General features: G+C 45.8%; 13 protein-coding genes. 5 read left to right on the forward strand and 8 right to left on the reverse strand.

The features are described 5' to 3' along the window. Positions 1–10 precede the first annotated feature (10 nt). The 5 genes from gepA to glnA all read right to left on the reverse strand — a co-directional run bounded on the left by gepA (position 11) and on the right by glnA (position 7,426). Entirely contained in the window at positions 11–2,551 is a 2,541-nt protein-coding gene (gepA, locus tag IX91_RS00270) for a phosphodiesterase GepA (protein WP_004749007.1), read from the reverse strand. A 167-nt stretch (positions 2,552–2,718) separates the two neighbouring features. Next, entirely contained in the window at positions 2,719–4,122 is a 1,404-nt protein-coding gene (glnG, locus tag IX91_RS00275) for a nitrogen regulation protein NR(I) (RefSeq protein WP_004749008.1), read from the reverse strand. A gap of 34 nt (positions 4,123–4,156) precedes the next feature. Continuing rightward, positions 4,157–5,146, reverse strand: coding sequence for a nitrogen regulation protein NR(II) (gene glnL / locus IX91_RS00280; protein WP_408068351.1), 990 nt, complete (start codon positions 5,144–5,146; stop codon positions 4,157–4,159). A 169-nt stretch (positions 5,147–5,315) separates the two neighbouring features. Next, entirely contained in the window at positions 5,316–5,888 is a 573-nt protein-coding gene (locus IX91_RS00285; RefSeq protein ID WP_004749010.1) for a DUF4124 domain-containing protein, read from the reverse strand. Between the two features lie 128 nt (positions 5,889–6,016). Further along, the gene (glnA, locus tag IX91_RS00290; protein ID WP_004749011.1) at positions 6,017–7,426 is read right to left on the reverse strand and encodes a glutamate--ammonia ligase; all 1,410 of its coding nucleotides are present in this window, start codon (positions 7,424–7,426) and stop codon (positions 6,017–6,019) included. 491 nt (positions 7,427–7,917) lie between these two features. Here glnA and typA point away from each other — a divergent pair, with 491 nt between their 5' ends. After that, complete coding sequence (typA, locus tag IX91_RS00295) at positions 7,918–9,747, forward strand: translational GTPase TypA (RefSeq protein WP_004749012.1); 1,830 nt, start codon at positions 7,918–7,920, stop codon at positions 9,745–9,747. 78 nt (positions 9,748–9,825) lie between these two features. Beyond that, a complete protein-coding gene (locus tag IX91_RS00300) occupies positions 9,826–10,368 on the forward strand; it encodes an AAA family ATPase (RefSeq protein WP_004749013.1) in 543 nt (180 codons plus the stop codon). 30 nt (positions 10,369–10,398) lie between these two features. Here the strand turns inward: IX91_RS00300 and IX91_RS00305 are convergent, their stop codons facing one another. After that, positions 10,399–11,040 carry a DUF2959 domain-containing protein gene (locus IX91_RS00305; protein WP_004749014.1) on the reverse strand — a complete coding sequence of 214 codons (642 nt, stop codon included), beginning with the start codon at positions 11,038–11,040 and terminating at the stop codon, positions 10,399–10,401. A 35-nt stretch (positions 11,041–11,075) separates the two neighbouring features. On the opposite strand from IX91_RS00305, the gene IX91_RS00310 reads away from it, so the two are divergent. The 3 genes from IX91_RS00310 to IX91_RS00320 are packed head-to-tail and all read left to right on the forward strand — an operon-like array spanning position 11,076 to position 13,407. After that, positions 11,076–12,017 (forward strand): virulence factor BrkB family protein, encoded by a 942-nt coding sequence (locus tag IX91_RS00310; protein ID WP_408068350.1) that lies wholly within the window; start codon positions 11,076–11,078, stop codon positions 12,015–12,017. Further along, positions 11,989–12,423, forward strand: coding sequence for a D-aminoacyl-tRNA deacylase (gene dtd / locus IX91_RS00315; RefSeq protein WP_004749016.1), 435 nt, complete (start codon positions 11,989–11,991; stop codon positions 12,421–12,423). Before IX91_RS00310 ends, dtd begins: the two co-directional genes overlap by 29 nt. Positions 12,424–12,471: 48 nt before the next feature. Continuing rightward, positions 12,472–13,407: a bifunctional GNAT family N-acetyltransferase/hotdog fold thioesterase gene (locus tag IX91_RS00320; protein WP_004749017.1), complete on the forward strand. Its 936-nt coding sequence runs from the start codon at positions 12,472–12,474 to the stop codon at positions 13,405–13,407. Here IX91_RS00320 and IX91_RS00325 read toward each other — a convergent pair. Together IX91_RS00325 and pckA are read right to left on the reverse strand one after the other, a co-directional pair. Beyond that, positions 13,365–15,323: an AsmA family protein gene (locus tag IX91_RS00325; protein ID WP_004749129.1), complete on the reverse strand. Its 1,959-nt coding sequence runs from the start codon at positions 15,321–15,323 to the stop codon at positions 13,365–13,367. The genes IX91_RS00320 and IX91_RS00325 overlap by 43 nt on opposite strands. 255 nt (positions 15,324–15,578) lie before the next feature. Continuing rightward, positions 15,579–17,210 carry a phosphoenolpyruvate carboxykinase (ATP) gene (gene pckA, locus IX91_RS00330; RefSeq protein WP_004746111.1) on the reverse strand — a complete coding sequence of 544 codons (1,632 nt, stop codon included), beginning with the start codon at positions 17,208–17,210 and terminating at the stop codon, positions 15,579–15,581. Positions 17,211–17,520 lie beyond the last annotated feature (310 nt).

Raw genomic sequence — 17,520 nt, forward strand, 5'->3', positions numbered from 1 at the left:
AAGAAGGGCTTTATTTTATGTTAACTAGATTGCTTGGCCATTCTTCATAAGGAACAGGTCTGCTGTATAGGAAGCCTTGGCCAAGTGGACAGTTGAGCTTTGATAACAACTTAGCCTGTTCATCCGTTTCAATACCTTCTGCAATAAGCGATACCTTCATTCCTTTGGTCATATTGACAATCGCAGCGACAATCGAGGTATCAAGCTCTTCAGGGTTAAGGTTATTAACGAAAGTGCGATCAATCTTAAGGCAGTTAAAGGGCAGCTTGTGCAAGTAAGCGAGCGAGCTGTAACCAGTACCAAAATCATCAATCGCGATATGAACACCGAGATCACGTATTGCCTGCATGTTCTGAATAGTGACGGGATCGTTGTCAACGATGCGTGATTCAGTAATTTCCAAGGTTAGATTGTTAGCGCTCAATGTCGACTGAGCTAGAACCTTTTGCAACGTTGAAATGAAGTCTGGTTGAGATAGTTGATTTACTGACAGGTTGACGTGTATATGGAACGATGAGTCCCATTTGCCCTCTTTCATCCCTTGAACTGTGTCGTTACAGGCTTGAAGCAGTATCTGTTCGCCAATTGCGCCAATCAGTCCACTTTCTTCTGCAATAGGAATAAAGTCCATTGGCGATACCAAACCAGCAGAAGGGGAGAGCCAACGTGCTAAGGCCTCTGCGCCGACGACTTCTCCAGTCTTAAGGTCAACAAGGGGTTGATAGAAAGGTACAAACTCATTGTGTTCCAATGCATCTTTAATTTTGACCTGCATTAGTGTGCGGTTACGAGAAATATCTGCCATTTCAGGACGATAGTGGCTAATACTCGTCAAATCTTGTTTCGCATTACTTAGTGCGATACTGCCGTTTCTTAGCCACAGAGTCATGTTTTCATCCGGGCCATTTTCAACAATACCGATTGATACACTGACAACAACGCTTTCTTGCTCCATGACAAAAGGAGAGGCGAATGTATTTAGAACTCGATTTGCGGTTTGAAGGGAGCTTTCACCATTTTGTTGTTCGGGTATATAAATGGCGAACTCATCTCCGCCAATTCGTGCTAAGTAATGCTCACCAGTGAATACTGATTTGAGACGTCGCGAAATAGTAATCAGTAGCTGATCACCTTGATAATGACCTAGGCTGTCATTGATATCTCTAAACTTATTGATACCAACCAGCATCAGTGTGCCATTTAGAGCAGGAAGTTTGTCACAGGTATCTATCAATCCTTCTCGACTATAAAGTTTGGTTAAAGAGTCGTAGAGAAGCTGAGAGCGAAGCGCTCTGAACGAAGCTTTAAGGTTATTTGCCATCTCATTAAAGGCGTAAACCAGCATGGTTGTTTCGTAAATACTCCCGGGCTTTGGCATATGACTATCCCAATCCCCTTTCGCTAAACGCTTAGCCGCTGCCGCTGTTGATGTGATTGGCGCGACGATACGGTTAAAAGCGACCAGACCTAAACCTATGCCGATAAAACTGGCAATGACACCAATTATCCAGCTATTTCTTTGGCTTTCAGGAAGTTTACCCAACAAGTGATTTTCTGAAATAGCGACGCCGATATACCACTTCAATCCATGTTCGTCTGTGTAAGGGGTAAAATGATTGAAGTAGCGCTCACCTTCAATATCAAGCGTGTACCTTTGAGTCTCGCTTTGCTGATGCAATTTGTGAGATGAGAAATAGTCAGCGTTAGCTTTGACGATAGGATCTGAGCTTTCGGTAGCAAGCAGCCGTTCACCTTTCTTACTTTGTGGTGTACCCCAAGAGACAATTCGCCCACTGGTCGACTGGGCGACAACACGATTTTTATCGTCGACGATGTAGAGCACGGCATTGGTTTTTTGTTGTTGAGCTTTTAGAAAGGTATTGAAGGTATCGATTTTGATGTCCGTGACGACAACACCTTGAAAAACTTGGTCGTAAAAGACCGGAGTTAATGCCGAGAGAGTGATTTCTTGTCGCTCATCCGCGTTGGCATATATCGATGACCACATAGGCACTAGACTTTTGGCAACAGGTGCATACCAAGGACGAATCCGTGGATCGTAACCTTCAAATACTGAGCGAATATCTTCACTGATTACCTGTCCACGGTAAATGACAAGCTTTCCGTCAGTGCGGTCATCTTGCACCATTAGGGTATAACCTTTATTCGGCTCCTTGCGAAAGCCGATATACTCAGCACTTTCTCCGCCAAAACCAATCACATCAAGTTGTGGGAAATTGTTGTAGAGGTTCCGAAATGAGGTAAGCAAATACTGCTCAATCTCTGTAGTGTCACCCGGAGTATAGAGTCGATTGAAACCTATGGAGTGGCTCAAAGCTAAGCTTGCTTGAAAGGGTTCGTCTAGAAAACTGTGAAGTTCGAGGTTAACGTTGTCGGTCAGGGCAGTGAGCTGCTTGTCACTGATATCTACTACCATCTCTTCGTAACTATTTTTTTGAACAGTGACGATCACGCCTATGGTGAAGATAAAAATCATCACAAACGGTAGTACTACGGCGGTTCTAAGAGTGATTTGAGTGGTCGCTGACATCCGTGTTCTTCTGCTGATACAGTACTCTGAATTTATTCTTGTATTAAATGCGAGCGAGTGTATTGATTAAAAAGTAGGTGATTTATCCTTATTATTCAAGCTAATGAGTTTAGCCATGTTGATTAAATCACCTCTATTTCAATCAAGTTGTGACGTTTGTTCCAGTGTTAATAGAGCTCCTTGAGCTTACGTGTTAGTGTATTTCGTCCCCAACCTAATACTTTTGCTGCATCTTGCTTATGCCCGTTGGTATGCTCCAACGCCGCTTCCAAAAGTATACGTTCAAATTCAGGAAGTGCATAAGAAAGTAGCTCCGTATCGCCTTGTGATAGAGAACTTTTGGCCCAGGTTGCGAGTTGTTGTTGCCAAGAGCCTGAAGAGGAAACATCGTTGTGTGCCTTTTCTTCAAGCAGCTCAGTGGGAAGATCTGCAGGTAAAACTTCAGTACCGCTCGCCATGACGGTTAGCCAGCGACAGATGTTCTCGAGCTGACGAACGTTGCCTGGCCAATCTAAGCGGTTGAGTGTTTCAACTGTGCTTGGATGAAGTGTTTTTACATCGACGCCAAGTTCTTCTGCAGCAAGAGCGAGGAAATGTAGCGTGAGCTTTTCAATATCTTGTTTGCGCTCTCTTAAGGCTGGTATCTGGATGCGAATAACATTGAGGCGGTGAAACAAATCTTCACGGAAATCGCCTTTATGCACTAGCTTTTCAAGATTTTGGTGGGTCGCTGCGACAATTCTTACATCCACTTTAATCGGCGAGTGTCCTCCAACACGATAAAACTGCCCATCCGCAAGAACACGCAGCAATCGCGTTTGAATATCGAGCGGCATGTCGCCAATCTCATCCAAGAACAGAGTACCGCCATTGGCTTGCTCAAAACGACCTTGGCGAACGCTATTTGCGCCGGTAAATGCTCCTTTTTCATGACCAAACAACTCCGACTCGATTAAGTCTTTCGGTATCGCGGCCATATTTAAGGCGATAAAAGGCTTGCTGGCTCGTGGGCTATGGCGATGAAGGGCATGAGCGACCAGTTCTTTACCGGTACCTGATTCCCCATTGATCAGTACTGAGATAGAAGAACGCGACAAACGACCGATAGCGCGAAACACTTCTTGCATGGCGGGCGCTTCACCAATGATTTCTGGCGGTGTGTAGTTATCGTCTGCAAGGGAAGCCTGTTCTTGTTTTTGTTCTTGGCTATGGGTAATGGCGCGCTCAACTAAAGTCAGCGTTTCATCAACATCAAATGGTTTAGGCAAATACTCAAACGCCCCTTTCTGATAAGCATTCACAGCTGCATCAAGATCGGAGTGGGCAGTCATAATGATCACGGGTAATTCAGGCGAGCGTTCATGGACTTGCTTAAGGAGCTCAATGCCGTCAATACCAGGCATGCGTATGTCGGAAACAAGCACATCAGGTGTTTCACGTTCAAGCGCCATCAGCACGCTCTCTGCATCAGCAAAGGTTTCACACTTGATATTGGCAGATGATAGGGTCTTCTCCATGACCCAGCGAATGGAGCTGTCGTCATCGACCACCCAAACATATCCTTTACTCATATTGTTTTCCTTACAGCAATGCCACTAATGTTGTTTAAATAGGTAAATAAATCGTAAATGTTGTTCTACCTGGCCAACTCTCTACATCAATTTTACCTTGATGTTGGTCGATCAAATTTTGTGCAATTGAAAGCCCAAGTCCTGTTCCCCCCTCACGGCCACTGACCATTGGGTAAAACAGCGTGTCTTGTAGGTCGGCTGGAATACCCGGTCCATTGTCGATAATTTCGATCCGAGCAGCTAACTTGCATCTCTGACCATGTATATTGGCTTGATGCACTGTTCTGGTGCGAATGGTGATTTGGCTATTCGATTGGTTTTTTAATATGTGCCCAGCATTACTAACAATGTTAAGCAGTGCTTGTTCTATCTGATCCGCATCCATTAAGATTTCTGGCAAGCTCGGATCATAGTCTCGTTCAATCGTGACACTTTGATTGACTTCAAGGTCGACAAGTTGGCGAACTTTTTCCAAAATCAGATGCAGATTCTCGGGTTGCTTCTTACCGGGTTTTTGCGGGCCCAACAACCTGTCGACTAACGCGCGAAGCCGGTCTGCTTGCTCAATAATGATCTGGGTATATTCCGCTAAGCTTGGGTCTGGCAAGGTCCGCTCAAGCAGTTGTGCCGCTCCTCTCAACCCTCCTAGAGGATTCTTAATTTCATGGGCTAATCCGCGCACCAGGAGCTTGGCTGCTTGTTGCTGCGCATGCTGATTGAGCTCTTGAGATAAACGACGCTGTTGGCCAATCTTTCTCATCTCGACTAGCAGCATTAACTCTTTTTTCCATGAGATAGGGCTAACGGTGACTTCTAACATCAGAGGTTTACCATCAACCACGAAAGTTACGTCACTATCTGTGATGCTTTGACCGCTTTGCAAAGGCTGAGAGAGCAATGCCAGATCCATTGAGGCGTGCTGAATTAAGTGGGAAAGAGGGTGGTCAACGATGCGCTTAGCGCTCTGGGAAAAAAGCTGCTCTGCGGCTGGGTTGGCGTATTTGACCAACAGCGATTCGTTCATGATCAAAATCGCCGTTACTTGATGATTTAAAATAATGTCGTTGAGTTCGCTATCCACTGCTTTTGCCCCATCCTTGAACTTGAATTGTGCAATGCACCAATATGGTGCGTTAAGTAATTCAAGTATGGCGCATTGAATGTGAGAACTGAAGTGAAAACAGGTGAAAGTCCTAGGAATTAGGGCTTGGTTTCACTGATTTGATGGTTGCTCGCAGTAAATGCACCGTTATAGGTTGAGACGATGCAATAAGCTTGCCGTCTCTAAATGCTTGAATGCTCAATGAGTGTTGACCTCGATCGAGGTTCTGTAACTGCCAATTGGGCTGAGTATTAAGGTCGCCATAATTAACCCCGTTGACAATAAGTTGTAGTTGCTCATTAGGGGCAAGCTTGCGGTTGAGCGTCGCTTTAACCTGTAGCGAGCCGTTATTGCTTCTTACCGCGGAGTCTGGCTCCGGTACGGTAATGTTTACTTCCAGTGGTATCGTTAGTGCGGGTGAGGAAAAGGGAACTTGCTGTTGCTCAATATCGTGCTGATCCAAAGTTTGGCTTTCTCCTTGTTGATGTAAAGGAGCATTTATTGGTTCATGCTGAGGCAAGGTAATTGCACTGGCCGTGCTTTCGGGCTGTGAGTCACTGAAATGACGAGTACCATCGTCATCAACCCAGGTATATACAGTTTGAGCTGTTGCTATGGCAGTGAAGAACAGACTAGTTGTGAGAGCGAGTTGAAGTCGGCGCATAACAGGTCCTGATTGCATGTCACAATCATGGTATCAGGCGCATCAAACGGTATAGAAACAAAAAGGCTCACCTGCGAGGTGAGCCTTATTTTTATGTAACCCGACGCGCTAGCGCGTACTAAAGTTGATTATACAGAGTAGTACAATTCGAACTCTAGTGGGTGAGTTGTCATGTTTACTTTCTCTACGTCTTGAGACTTAAGATCGATGTAAGAGTCGATGAAGTCGTCAGAGAATACGCCGCCAGCTGTTAGGAACTCACGGTCAGCGTCTAGACACTCTAGGGCTTCTTTTAGTGAGTAAGCAACAGTTGGGATTTCAGCTGCTTCTTCTGCTGGTAGGTCGTAAAGGTCTTTATCCATTGCTTCACCTGGGTGGATCTTGTTCTTGATACCGTCAAGACCAGCCATAAGCATTGCAGCGAAACATAGGTATGGGTTCGCAGATGGATCACCGAAGCGTAGCTCGATACGACGTGCTTTAGGGCTTGGTACCACAGGGATACGGATAGAAGCAGAACGGTTACGTGCTGAGTAAGCAAGCATAACAGGTGCTTCGAAGCCCGGTACAAGACGCTTGTACGAGTTAGTTGATGCGTTAGCAAATGCGTTGATTGCTTTAGCGTGCTTGATAACACCACCGATGTAGTAAAGCGCCATTTCAGATAGGCCGCCGTACTTGTCACCAGCGAATAGGTTAACACCGTCTTTCGCTAGAGATTGGTGAACGTGCATACCAGAGCCGTTGTCACCAACAAGTGGCTTAGGCATGAATGTCGCTGTTTTACCAAATGCGTGAGCAACGTTGTGTACCACGTACTTGTAAACTTGGATTTCGTCCGCTTTCGCTGTTAGCGTGTTAAAGCGAGTTGCGATTTCGTTTTGACCCGCAGTTGCTACTTCGTGGTGGTGCGCTTCTACTACTTGGCCCATCTCTTCTAGGATTAGACACATTGCGCTACGGATGTCTTGAGAAGAATCCACTGGTGCTACTGGGAAGTAACCACCTTTAACGCCTGGACGGTGACCTTTGTTACCGCCTTCGATGTCTGAACCTGTGTTCCAAGCTGCTTCGATATCGTCAATCTTGAAGAAAGAACCAGACATGTCAGTTGCGAACTTCACATCATCAAATAGGAAGAATTCTGGCTCTGGACCAACAAGTACTGTATCAGCGATACCAGTAGCGCGTAGGTAGTCTTCAGCGCGTTTTGCGATTGAGCGAGGGTCACGGTCGTAGCCTTGCATTGTTGCAGGCTCTAGGATGTCACAACGAACGTTTAGCGTTGCATCTTCAGTGAACGGGTCTAGTACAGCAGATGATGCGTCAGGCATCATTACCATGTCTGATTCGTTGATGCCTTTCCAGCCAGCAACTGATGAACCGTCAAACATTTTACCTTCTTCGAAGAAGTCTGCGTCAACTTGGTGAGCAGGGATAGATACGTGCTGCTCTTTACCTTTAGTGTCGGTAAAGCGTAGGTCAACAAACTTAACTTCGTTTTCTTGGATCAGAGATAGAACGTTTTCTACTGACATCTTGGATAACCTCCAGTGTTATTAAAGCGGTTTAGCTCGATTCGGTTTATGAAATCCAGCATTGATTAATTTCATTTCAATCGTATTAATCGATGCTATTTCTCTTAAAGCCAAAAGCGTGCCAAAAAAATTAATCCATTAATTTCAATAAATTAGCGGTTTTGGTGTTAATTTGGTGCAGCTCTTTGCACCAAAATGATCTTTGTTTGCACTTAATTGGTGCGTTTGGTGTGTGTTGCACCAAGATAAGACAAAATCGATATTCATTCAGCCGAGTTTTCGACCGCATGTCAATGGGGATTTCCCTTTACTCGGAGTGAGCTTGCGTTTCATCAATAAAAAATTCGTCGAAATGGAGCGAATCAGATCACATATTTCTGGGTTTTTCGCTAGAATCTGGTACATTACGGTCGTTTTTTTAATCAAATAGGCAGTGCTCATTAAATGTTCAATTTAAGAGGGTTGCTTCTTTTATAAGTGAATCAAAATCCATGGCTACTCCACAGATTGATAATTTAAGAAATATCGCGATCATCGCGCACGTTGACCACGGTAAAACTACACTGGTTGATAAACTACTACAGCAATCAGGTACTTTAGAGTCTCGCGGTGAAGCTGAAGAGCGAGTCATGGACTCGAACGACATCGAGAAAGAGCGTGGTATTACCATTCTTGCTAAAAACACAGCAATTAACTGGAATGATTACCGCATCAACATCGTAGATACTCCGGGACACGCGGACTTCGGTGGTGAAGTAGAACGTATCATGTCGATGGTAGACTCAGTGCTACTTATCGTTGACGCGGTTGACGGCCCAATGCCGCAAACGCGTTTCGTAACGCAAAAAGCCTTTGCTCACGGCCTTAAGCCAATTGTTGTAATCAACAAGATTGACCGCCCAGGTGCGCGCCCTGATTGGGTTATGGATCAAGTATTCGACCTATTCGACAACCTAGGTGCAACTGACGAACAGCTAGACTTTAAAGTGGTTTACGCTTCTGCACTAAACGGTTGGGCATCTCTAGAAGAAGGCGAAACTGGCGAAGACATGGAACCACTGTTCCAAACTATCGTTGAAGAAGTATCTGCACCACAAGTTGACCTAGAAGGTCCACTACAGATGCAAGTTTCTCAGCTAGATTACAGCTCTTACGTTGGTGTTATCGGTGTTGCTCGTGTAACTCGTGGTAGCGTTAAACCAAACCAACAAGTGACAGTTATCGGTGCTGATGGTAAGACTCGCAACGGTAAAGTCGGTACGGTAATGGGTTACCTAGGTCTAGAGCGTCACGACGTAGATCAAGCAAACGCGGGTGACATCATCGCGATCACAGGTCTTGGTGAGCTGAAGATCTCTGACACTATCTGTGCACAGAACCAAGTTGAAGCGCTACCTGCGCTATCTGTTGATGAGCCAACAGTAACAATGACGTTCCAAGTAAACACTTCTCCGTTTGCGGGTAAAGAAGGTAAGTTCGTGACTTCGCGTAACATTCTTGAGCGCCTAGAGAAGGAACTGGTACACAACGTTGCACTACGTGTAGAACAGACTGACGATCCAGACAAATTCCGTGTATCAGGTCGTGGTGAACTTCACCTATCTATCCTGATCGAAAACATGCGTCGTGAAGGTTTCGAGCTAGCAGTATCTCGTCCAGAAGTAATCATCAAAGAAGAAGATGGTCAGCTAATGGAACCGTTTGAAACGGTAACTATCGACGTGATGGAAGAGCACCAAGGCGGCATCATGGAGAACATCGGCCTACGTAAAGGTGAGCTGAAAGATATGTCTCCAGATGGCAAAGGCCGTGTACGTATGGACTTCGTAATGCCATCTCGTGGTCTGATTGGTTTCCAAACTGAGTTCATGACACTGACGTCTGGTTCTGGTCTTCTATACCATACGTTTGATCACTACGGCCCTCACAAAGGCGGTAACATTGGTCAACGTATCAACGGCGTACTGATCGCTAACGCGGCAGGTAAAGCACTAACTAACGCACTGTTTAACCTTCAAGAACGTGGTCGCATGTTCATTGGTCACGGTGTTGAAGTATACGAAGGCATGGTTATCGGTATTCACAGCCGTGATAACGACCTAACAGTAAACGCACTAAAGGGTAAGCAGCTAACTAACGTACGTGCATCTGGTACAGATGACGCACAGGTACTGACTCCGCCAATCATCATGACTCTAGAGCAAGCGCTAGAATTCATCGATGACGACGAGCTAGTAGAAGTTACGCCAGAAAGCATCCGTATCCGTAAGAAATTCCTAACGGAAAGTGATCGTAAGCGTGAAGCACGTAACGCTAAGTAATATCACTTAGTTGTTGTTCAAGCTTTAAAGCCCTGAGTTGATGCCAACTTGGGGCTTTTGTTTTTTTGGGGTATGAAAATGAAACCTATCGTTATTACAGGTGGCCCGGGCGCAGGTAAAACAACCTTGCTTGATGCTTTGGCAGAATATGGCTATGCCACATTTGCTGAAGGCTCTCGCGCGTTGATTGAGCAGCAGAGCCAACTGCCCGATGGTATTTTGCCATGGACAGACTTGCCTAATTTCGCGCGTTTATGCTTAAGGTTTATGGGTGACCAAAAGCTCACCGCGCAGCAATCACAGGTGGCTTTTATGGATCGAGCTATCCCTGATATTGTTGGCTATCTTAAAGTGGGCGGCTGTGAGGTGGTGCAAGAGTTCCTAGGCCAAAGTGCTGAATACCATAGTCAGGTGTTTGTCTGCCGACCTGAAACCTCGATTTATGTTCAAGATGAGGTGCGCCCACATAGCTTTGAAGAAGCGCTTCAAATCCACCAAGTGCTTGTCGAAACCTATTCGGAGCTAGGTTATCAAGTGGTTGAGGTGCCATGGGGGGCTGTCGATGAAAGGGTTGCTTTTGTTCGCCAAGTAGTGGATTTAGCTACAGAGGCAGTAAGCTAAAACCTCCTCATAAGGAGGAGGTTTTAAATATTACTTTTGACTTAGCTTTTGCAGGAACTTATCAGATTCTGCAATCGCTGCATTCATATCTTGTATTGCGTATTGGATATCTTGTTCCAAGCTTGCAAACTCACCCTGTAGAGAGCCAATCGCGCTCGCGTTAAGGTTGTGCTTTAGATAAAGAGTATTGTCGCGCAGTGTATTGAGTACTGGGGTCATTTTGTCTTCTGCGCGCTTCATCGCTGACAACATAGTATTGTATGAGCGCTGAGTCTCTTTAAGTTTTTGTTCACTCGAACGCTTAAGCTTGGTACTAGTGTATAGCTTTAGCTCTTCTTGCCATTCGGCAAATAGCGCATCAGACACATCTTCAATCGCAGCAATGCGGTCACTGACATCTTGCGCGGCTTTTTCACTGTCTTGGTATTTGTCGTTGATCTGGTTGTAGACGGTTTCTAGTTCTCCACCGTCGAAGTTGGTTAGTGCCGAAAGCGCTTCCAGTGCACTTGTAAATTCTTGCTGCGCGTCTTGTTGTGATTGTTTAGCGTCTTCAACGCGATCCACCATGATGTCTCGTTTATGGTAGCCTACTTGTTCCATTGCAGAGTAATAGGCTGATTGACACCCTGTTAGGGCAAAAATCGACAATACAATAGCCAGTAAGTACGGCATGATGGTTTCCTTTCCTTTAGAATTAGACTGTTAGGATGACTGAGATAGTAGGGAGTTACAAGTTGAAAATTGAGCCAGTGATTAAGCAAACCGTATTATTTGCGCGCTATCTGCTGACCAGAATGGGTCACGATAGAGTCAATGTTAATGCTGGCTATCTGGCGTACATTACCCTGCTGTCAATTGTACCTATGCTAACCGTACTGCTATCAGTCTTATCCTCTTTTGCGATTTTTGAAAATGCTGGCACTGCGTTGCAAGACTTTGTGATTACTCATTTTGTGCCAGCCGCAGGAGATGCGGTTAAGAACGCTCTGCTGGAGTTTGTCGCCAACACAGGAAAAATGAGTGCTGTCGGTGGTGCCTTCTTGTTTGTTGCGGCTTTGATGCTGATCTCGAACATCGACAAAAACCTTAATTATATTTGGCGCGTAACAGAAAAGCGCCGTGCTGTGTTTTCCTTTTCAATGTACTGGATGGTACTGACGCTTGGGCCAATACTTGTTGGCGCCAGTATTGCTGCGACTTCCTATGTCACTTCTCTGAAAATCCTTGAGAGTGAGACGATATCAGGTGTCTACAACCTGTTATTGCGCTGGCTACCCTTCTTACTGTCATTCTTCGCTTTCGTCGGTTTATATCTGTTAGTGCCAAACAAGAAGGTGCGATTCCCCCATGCGGTTATTGGCGCGATTGTCGCTGCACTGCTGTTTGAAGCAAGTAAGAAAGGGTTCGCTGCTTATATTACCGAGTTTCCTTCTTATCAGTTGATTTACGGCGCTTTAGCTGCAATTCCTATCCTGTTTGTTTGGGTCTACTTATGTTGGTTAATTGTTTTAGTGGGCGCTGAAGTGACGGCTGCTCTGGGTGAAAGAGAGCAGTGGAGTGAGCAGCAAGAAATGGTAAACTCAACCCAATCTAATATTGAGCCAGTCAAAGGAAAGCAGAGTGATAGCACTGATCCAGAGAGTAAGTGAGGCAGCCGTACGCGTAGATGGTGAAGTGGTCGGAGAGATCGACAAAGGTCTACTTGTGTTGCTAGGCGTAGAAAAAGACGATGATGAAGCGAAAGCAAAACGTTTGATGGAGCGCGTAACCACTTACCGTGTGTTTGGTGACGATGAGGACAAGATGAACCTCAACGTGAAACAAGTCGATGGTAAAGTGCTGGTGGTCTCCCAATTTACGTTACCCGCTGACACTAAGAAAGGCACAAGAGCCGGATTTTCTCGTGGTGCACACCCAACGGACGCTGAGCGATTGTATGAATACTTTGCGGATCGCTGCGCAGAAGTATTACCGACAGAGCGAGGACGCTTTGCGGCAGATATGAAAGTGTCGTTAGTTAATGACGGCCCCGTAACCTTCTGGTTGCAAGTATAATTATAAGGCTAGTAGAGAGGCGATCTCGTCTCTATAAAAAGGATTTTTATGTTTAAGCTGATCACGCCAAAAACAGATAACCAACTGAATAAGTACTATCACTTTCGTTGGCAAATGTTGCGCGAACCGTGGCGAATGCCGATTGGTTCAGAGCGCGATGAATACGATCCGATGAGTCACCACCGCATGATTGTTGATGGTCGTGGCAGACCAATGGCAATCGGGCGTCTGTACATTACGCCAGACAGTGAAGGTCAAATCCGCTACATGGCGGTTAAAGGTTCTCGTCGTAGTAAAGGCATGGGCTCACTTGTCTTGGTGGCGCTTGAATCTTTGGCGCGTCAGGAGGGGGCAAAGCGCTTAGTGTGTAATGCTCGTGAGGATGCGATCTCCTTTTATGAGAAGAATGGTTTTGAGCGACGCGGTGAACTGACCGACGAGCGTGGCCCGGTGAGACACCAGCAAATGGTCAAGCAGCTTGATCCGATGGCGAATGTACTGCGTAAACCAGAGTGGTGTACTGAGCTTCAAGAGCGATGGGAGCATCAAATCCCGATCAGTGACAAGATGGGCATTAAGATAAACCAATACACTGGCTATCAGTTTGAGTGTGGTGCGCAGCTTAACCCGAACCTCAACCCGCATAATACTATGTTTGCTGGCTCAGCGTTTACTTTGGCAACGCTGACTGGTTGGGGAATGACTTGGCTACTGATGAAAGAGCGTGGCTTAAGCGGCGATATTGTGTTGGCCGATAGCCAGATTCGTTACCGACATCCAGTGACGCAAAACCCAGTCGCTTCAACTTCATTAGATGGTATTAGTGGTGACTTAGATCGTTTGGCGTCAGGACGCAAAGCGCGAATTGTCATTCATGTCACGATTCAGAGTGGCGATCAGGCCGCGGTAGAATTCATCGGCACCTATATGCTGATCCCCGACTATAAGTCTGTGCTTGGTGATGACTCTTCAGCGTCGGTGTAAGCGTTCGCTTCTTGTGCGGCCGATTCAGGTTTAGGCTTATCGGCCTGGCAAGTCTGCTTAATCACGTTGGCACCATTGAGGATATCTGACCAAAGCTCTAAACATTCTTGTTGCGACTTAAACAGCAAGGTCGCAAACTGAGGTTTGGTCAAATCCATTTCACCAGCAACCTGTGAGTGGTTAGTTGAGCTACTCACAGAGATTCTTCCTCGATCGGCAATCATTTCTATGGCTCCCAAGTCTAATGGGTGACGATATTCTTGCTCGCCATCGACACTTTTCGCTTCTAGTATGGTTTGGTGCAAATAGGTCGTTATTTTTCCAGACAAGCTATGTGATAGCATTGAGTAGTCACCCGATAGACCTTTAACTTCAACCTCTACTTCTGCCAGCCCGGTGAGAGAAAATGGCAGTGTTTGTTGTAGCAAATAATGTTCTAAGGGTAGGCCATCGGCATGAAGTGTCAGCTGCCAAGGGGCACTCAATGTGCTTCTGTCCCAAATACCATTAGCTTCAATGTAACCTTGTTCTAGCGGAATGAAGGCGCGATCTAAGGTGAGTTTGTTGTTACTGGCATGCGCAGTCAAATGAGCCTGAGTGGTGAGTAGCTTATCTATACTAGCGGCATTGGCGCTTATCTCTAGCTTGCCTTCTAGCAGGCCGTGTTTGTCTTGATCAATCAGCGTCAGGTCAGAGCCTTCAATATTCAAACCTGAAACTTGCCAATATGGCTGCTTTTCAACTTGGATAAACTGAGAGTTTTCCACTTCAAGTTGATCAATTGCTAAATGCTTTACTGCCGCTGTGGCCTTTTTGAGATTAGGTATTAGCTGCTCGGTTTGTTCTAACCACTTAATCCCTGCCAGCTTGAGTTGCGACAGTGAGATAGTTTGTGGTGAAACTGTGCCTTGTAGCTGCACTCGTCCCTGTTTGAAGTCTGCGTCAAACTCCTCAATCCTGATCTGGTTGGAAGCGAATGCGAGCTTTGCTCTTGGAGAGAAAAGCTGTAGCTCTCCGTTGCCAATGTTTTCGGCGTTAAATGACGCATAACCAGACTGTTGTTGCCACACTGGCTGGGTTAGGTCGAGATCCTCTAGTGAGGCATCAAGGTGTTCAAAGCGCCAATGGCGATAGTTAAATGAACTATTAAGAATGTCTAAGCTGTTGATGTGGTAGATCGGCAGGTTGAGGTTACGAAATGTGGTTGAAAGCGTTTCTATCTGGCTCGAAAGTGGCAGCTTCAGTTGGTCGATGGTGACGTTAATTAAAGACCAACCTTGCGGGTACTGCTCTGCTTGTCCGGAAATATTCGCTCCGCGCCAATTAAAAGAACTGCCAAATATTGTGCTGTTGGCGGCTTGGTAACGCATATCGACGAGCACGTTATCGAGAGCCTCTCCTTGCATGTAAAGTTGTTCAACAGATAGCTGGATATCGCCATAAGGTAGCCCGTGTTGATAGCTGTGCCACACTGGGTTTTCTATCTGCATATTCACGCCACGAGCCGACCATTTGTTAGCACTGATATCGACATGTTTAAAAGCTAGCTGGTGGAGCTTAACTTGTTCGAAAAGGGGAGATTCAAGTTCATTCAGGTCTAAACTTGCGCCTTCGACTAAAATAGAGTCGAAGCTTAATTTGCCTTGCTGCCAAGGGAATTGGCTCAGCCATAAAGTGAGCTTAGGGAGCTGGATCGCCTTGTCGTCATGTTGCAGCTCAACGTCGTTTAACGTCAGTTGGAATGGTGGAGAATATTCAGCGTGGGTGGTTTCGAGTTGATAAGGTGTCAGGGTATTAATAAAAGTGGTGACGAGTTTTGCGGCATAGCTAGTTTGCATGACCGTATACAACGCAAGTAAGGATAGAGTGATGGTACTGACCACTAGAATAGTAAGCAGCAAGAGTGCTTTTTTCACGTTGAATCACTTTCCCTCGTCTATAGATGCTACTAGCTTGGAACACTTTTTCTTTTCAGGCAACAAAAAGCCCCTCAACTTAGGGGCTTAGCTACACAATTTCCAATCATACCCTTCATACTTGAATCTGCAGCTTTGTTCACTGCGCCAATTCTCCGGAGCGCCGGCCGCCCTAATCACATAGAATACCTATGCTCATAGGGCTGAATTGTCTTGTTGCCGCGCTGCAACTCCAATTATTTTGGGTATACGTGACTAATCTAGCTGAGGTCCAGCCGCAACCAGCGATTTACCTTCGTCATTGTCAGTGTACTTATCAAAGTTGTTGATGAAGCGCTCAGCTAGATCTTTCGCTTTGCTTTCCCATTGTAGTGGGTCAGTGTAAGTATCACGAGGATCTAGGATTGCAGGATCAACGTCATGCAATGCCGTTGGCACTTCTAGGTTAAAGATTGGAATATGCTTGGTTTCCGCATTCTCAATTGAGCCATCTAGAATTGCATCAATGATGCCGCGAGTATCTTGAATTGAGATACGTTTACCGCTGCCATTCCAGCCTGTATTGACTAGGTAAGCTTCAGCCCCCGCTGCTTCCATACGCTTAACCAGTACTTCCGCATATTTTGTTGGGTGTAGTGTTAGGAACGCAGCACCAAAACAGGCTGAGAAAGTTGGCGTCGGTTCAGTAATGCCGCGCTCTGTACCCGCTAGTTTGGCGGTAAAGCCAGATAGGAAGTGGTACTTAGTTTGCTCTGGAGTCAGCTTAGACACTGGCGGTAGAACGCCAAACGCATCAGCAGATAGGAAGATGACCTTGTTTGCATGGCCCGCTTTCGACACTGGCTTAACGATATTCTCAATGTGTTCGATTGGGTAAGAAACACGGGTGTTTTCGGTTTTAGAACCGTCATCGAAGTCGATAGAGCCGTCGCTACGTACAGTGACGTTTTCTAGTAGTGCGTCGCGGCGAATCGCGTTGTAGATGTCTGGCTCAGCTTCTTTAGATAGCTTGATAGTCTTAGCGTAACAACCGCCTTCGAAGTTGAAGATACCGTCGTCATCCCAGCCGTGCTCATCATCGCCGATTAACTCGCGTTTAGGATCGGTAGATAGCGTGGTTTTACCTGTACCAGACAGGCCAAAGAACACGGCAACATCGCCATTTTCTTTACACTTGTTGGCGCTACAGTGCATAGAAGCAATATCTTTAAGAGGAAGGAAGTAGTTCATCATTGCGAACATACCTTTCTTCATCTCACCGCCGTACCAAGTACCGCCAATAAGCTGCATGCGTTCAGTTAGGTTAAATACCGTGAAGTTTTCAGAGTTGAGGCCGTGCTCTTCCCATTTCTGGTTAGTACACTTAGCACCGTTCATTACCACGAAATCCGGTTCGAAGGTGGCTAGCTCTTTTTCCGATGGGCGGATGAACATGTTTTTCACGAAGTGCGCTTGCCACGCTACTTCAGTGATGACTCGAATGCTTAAACGAGTGTCCGGGTTGGCACCACAGTAGCCATCAATGACGAAAACACGTTTTCCAGATAGCTGATTTGTGACGAGCTGTTTAAGATCATTCCATACCGCTTGATCAATCGGCTTGTTGTCATTTTTCACCGCATCTGATGTCCACCACATGTGCTCTTCTGTGGTCGCGTCTTTTACGATGTACTTATCTTTTGGTGAGCGTCCAGTAAAAATACCGGTATCTACAGCGACTGCGCCTAGCTCGGTGACCACGCCTTTTTCATAGCCTTCCAGATCCGCGCGAGTTTCTTCTTCGAACAACATTTCGTAGCTTGGGTTACGAATAACCTCTTTAACGTTTTGAAGCCCGTGTTTGGTAAGATCAATTGTTGCAGCCTTTGTATGTTCCATAACGGTCATAGGTGCTCCTTATAGGAATATTTTGTAGGGATTTTGTAATAATCTTTTAATTTTTATCTGCTCACCATGCTAGCAATGGGCCTCGTAGAAAACAGGGATATAGCTCAAAAAATATCCGTATTTTTGGTGGGGTTTTAAGCGACACATCACATATTGGTGGAGTTAGTTTATCGTGTGCGCAAAGCTTTGCGCTAGAGCAAAATCATTATTAATTGATAAAAATTAACAGGTTAATTTATTACGGATGAGGCTAGGTATTACGGGGGAGTGATCACAAAAAAGGCCAGCGTGTGCTGGCCTTTTGAAGGGT

The organism is Vibrio tubiashii ATCC 19109, assembly GCF_000772105.1.
Taxonomy (GTDB): Bacteria; Pseudomonadota; Gammaproteobacteria; order Enterobacterales; family Vibrionaceae; genus Vibrio; species Vibrio tubiashii.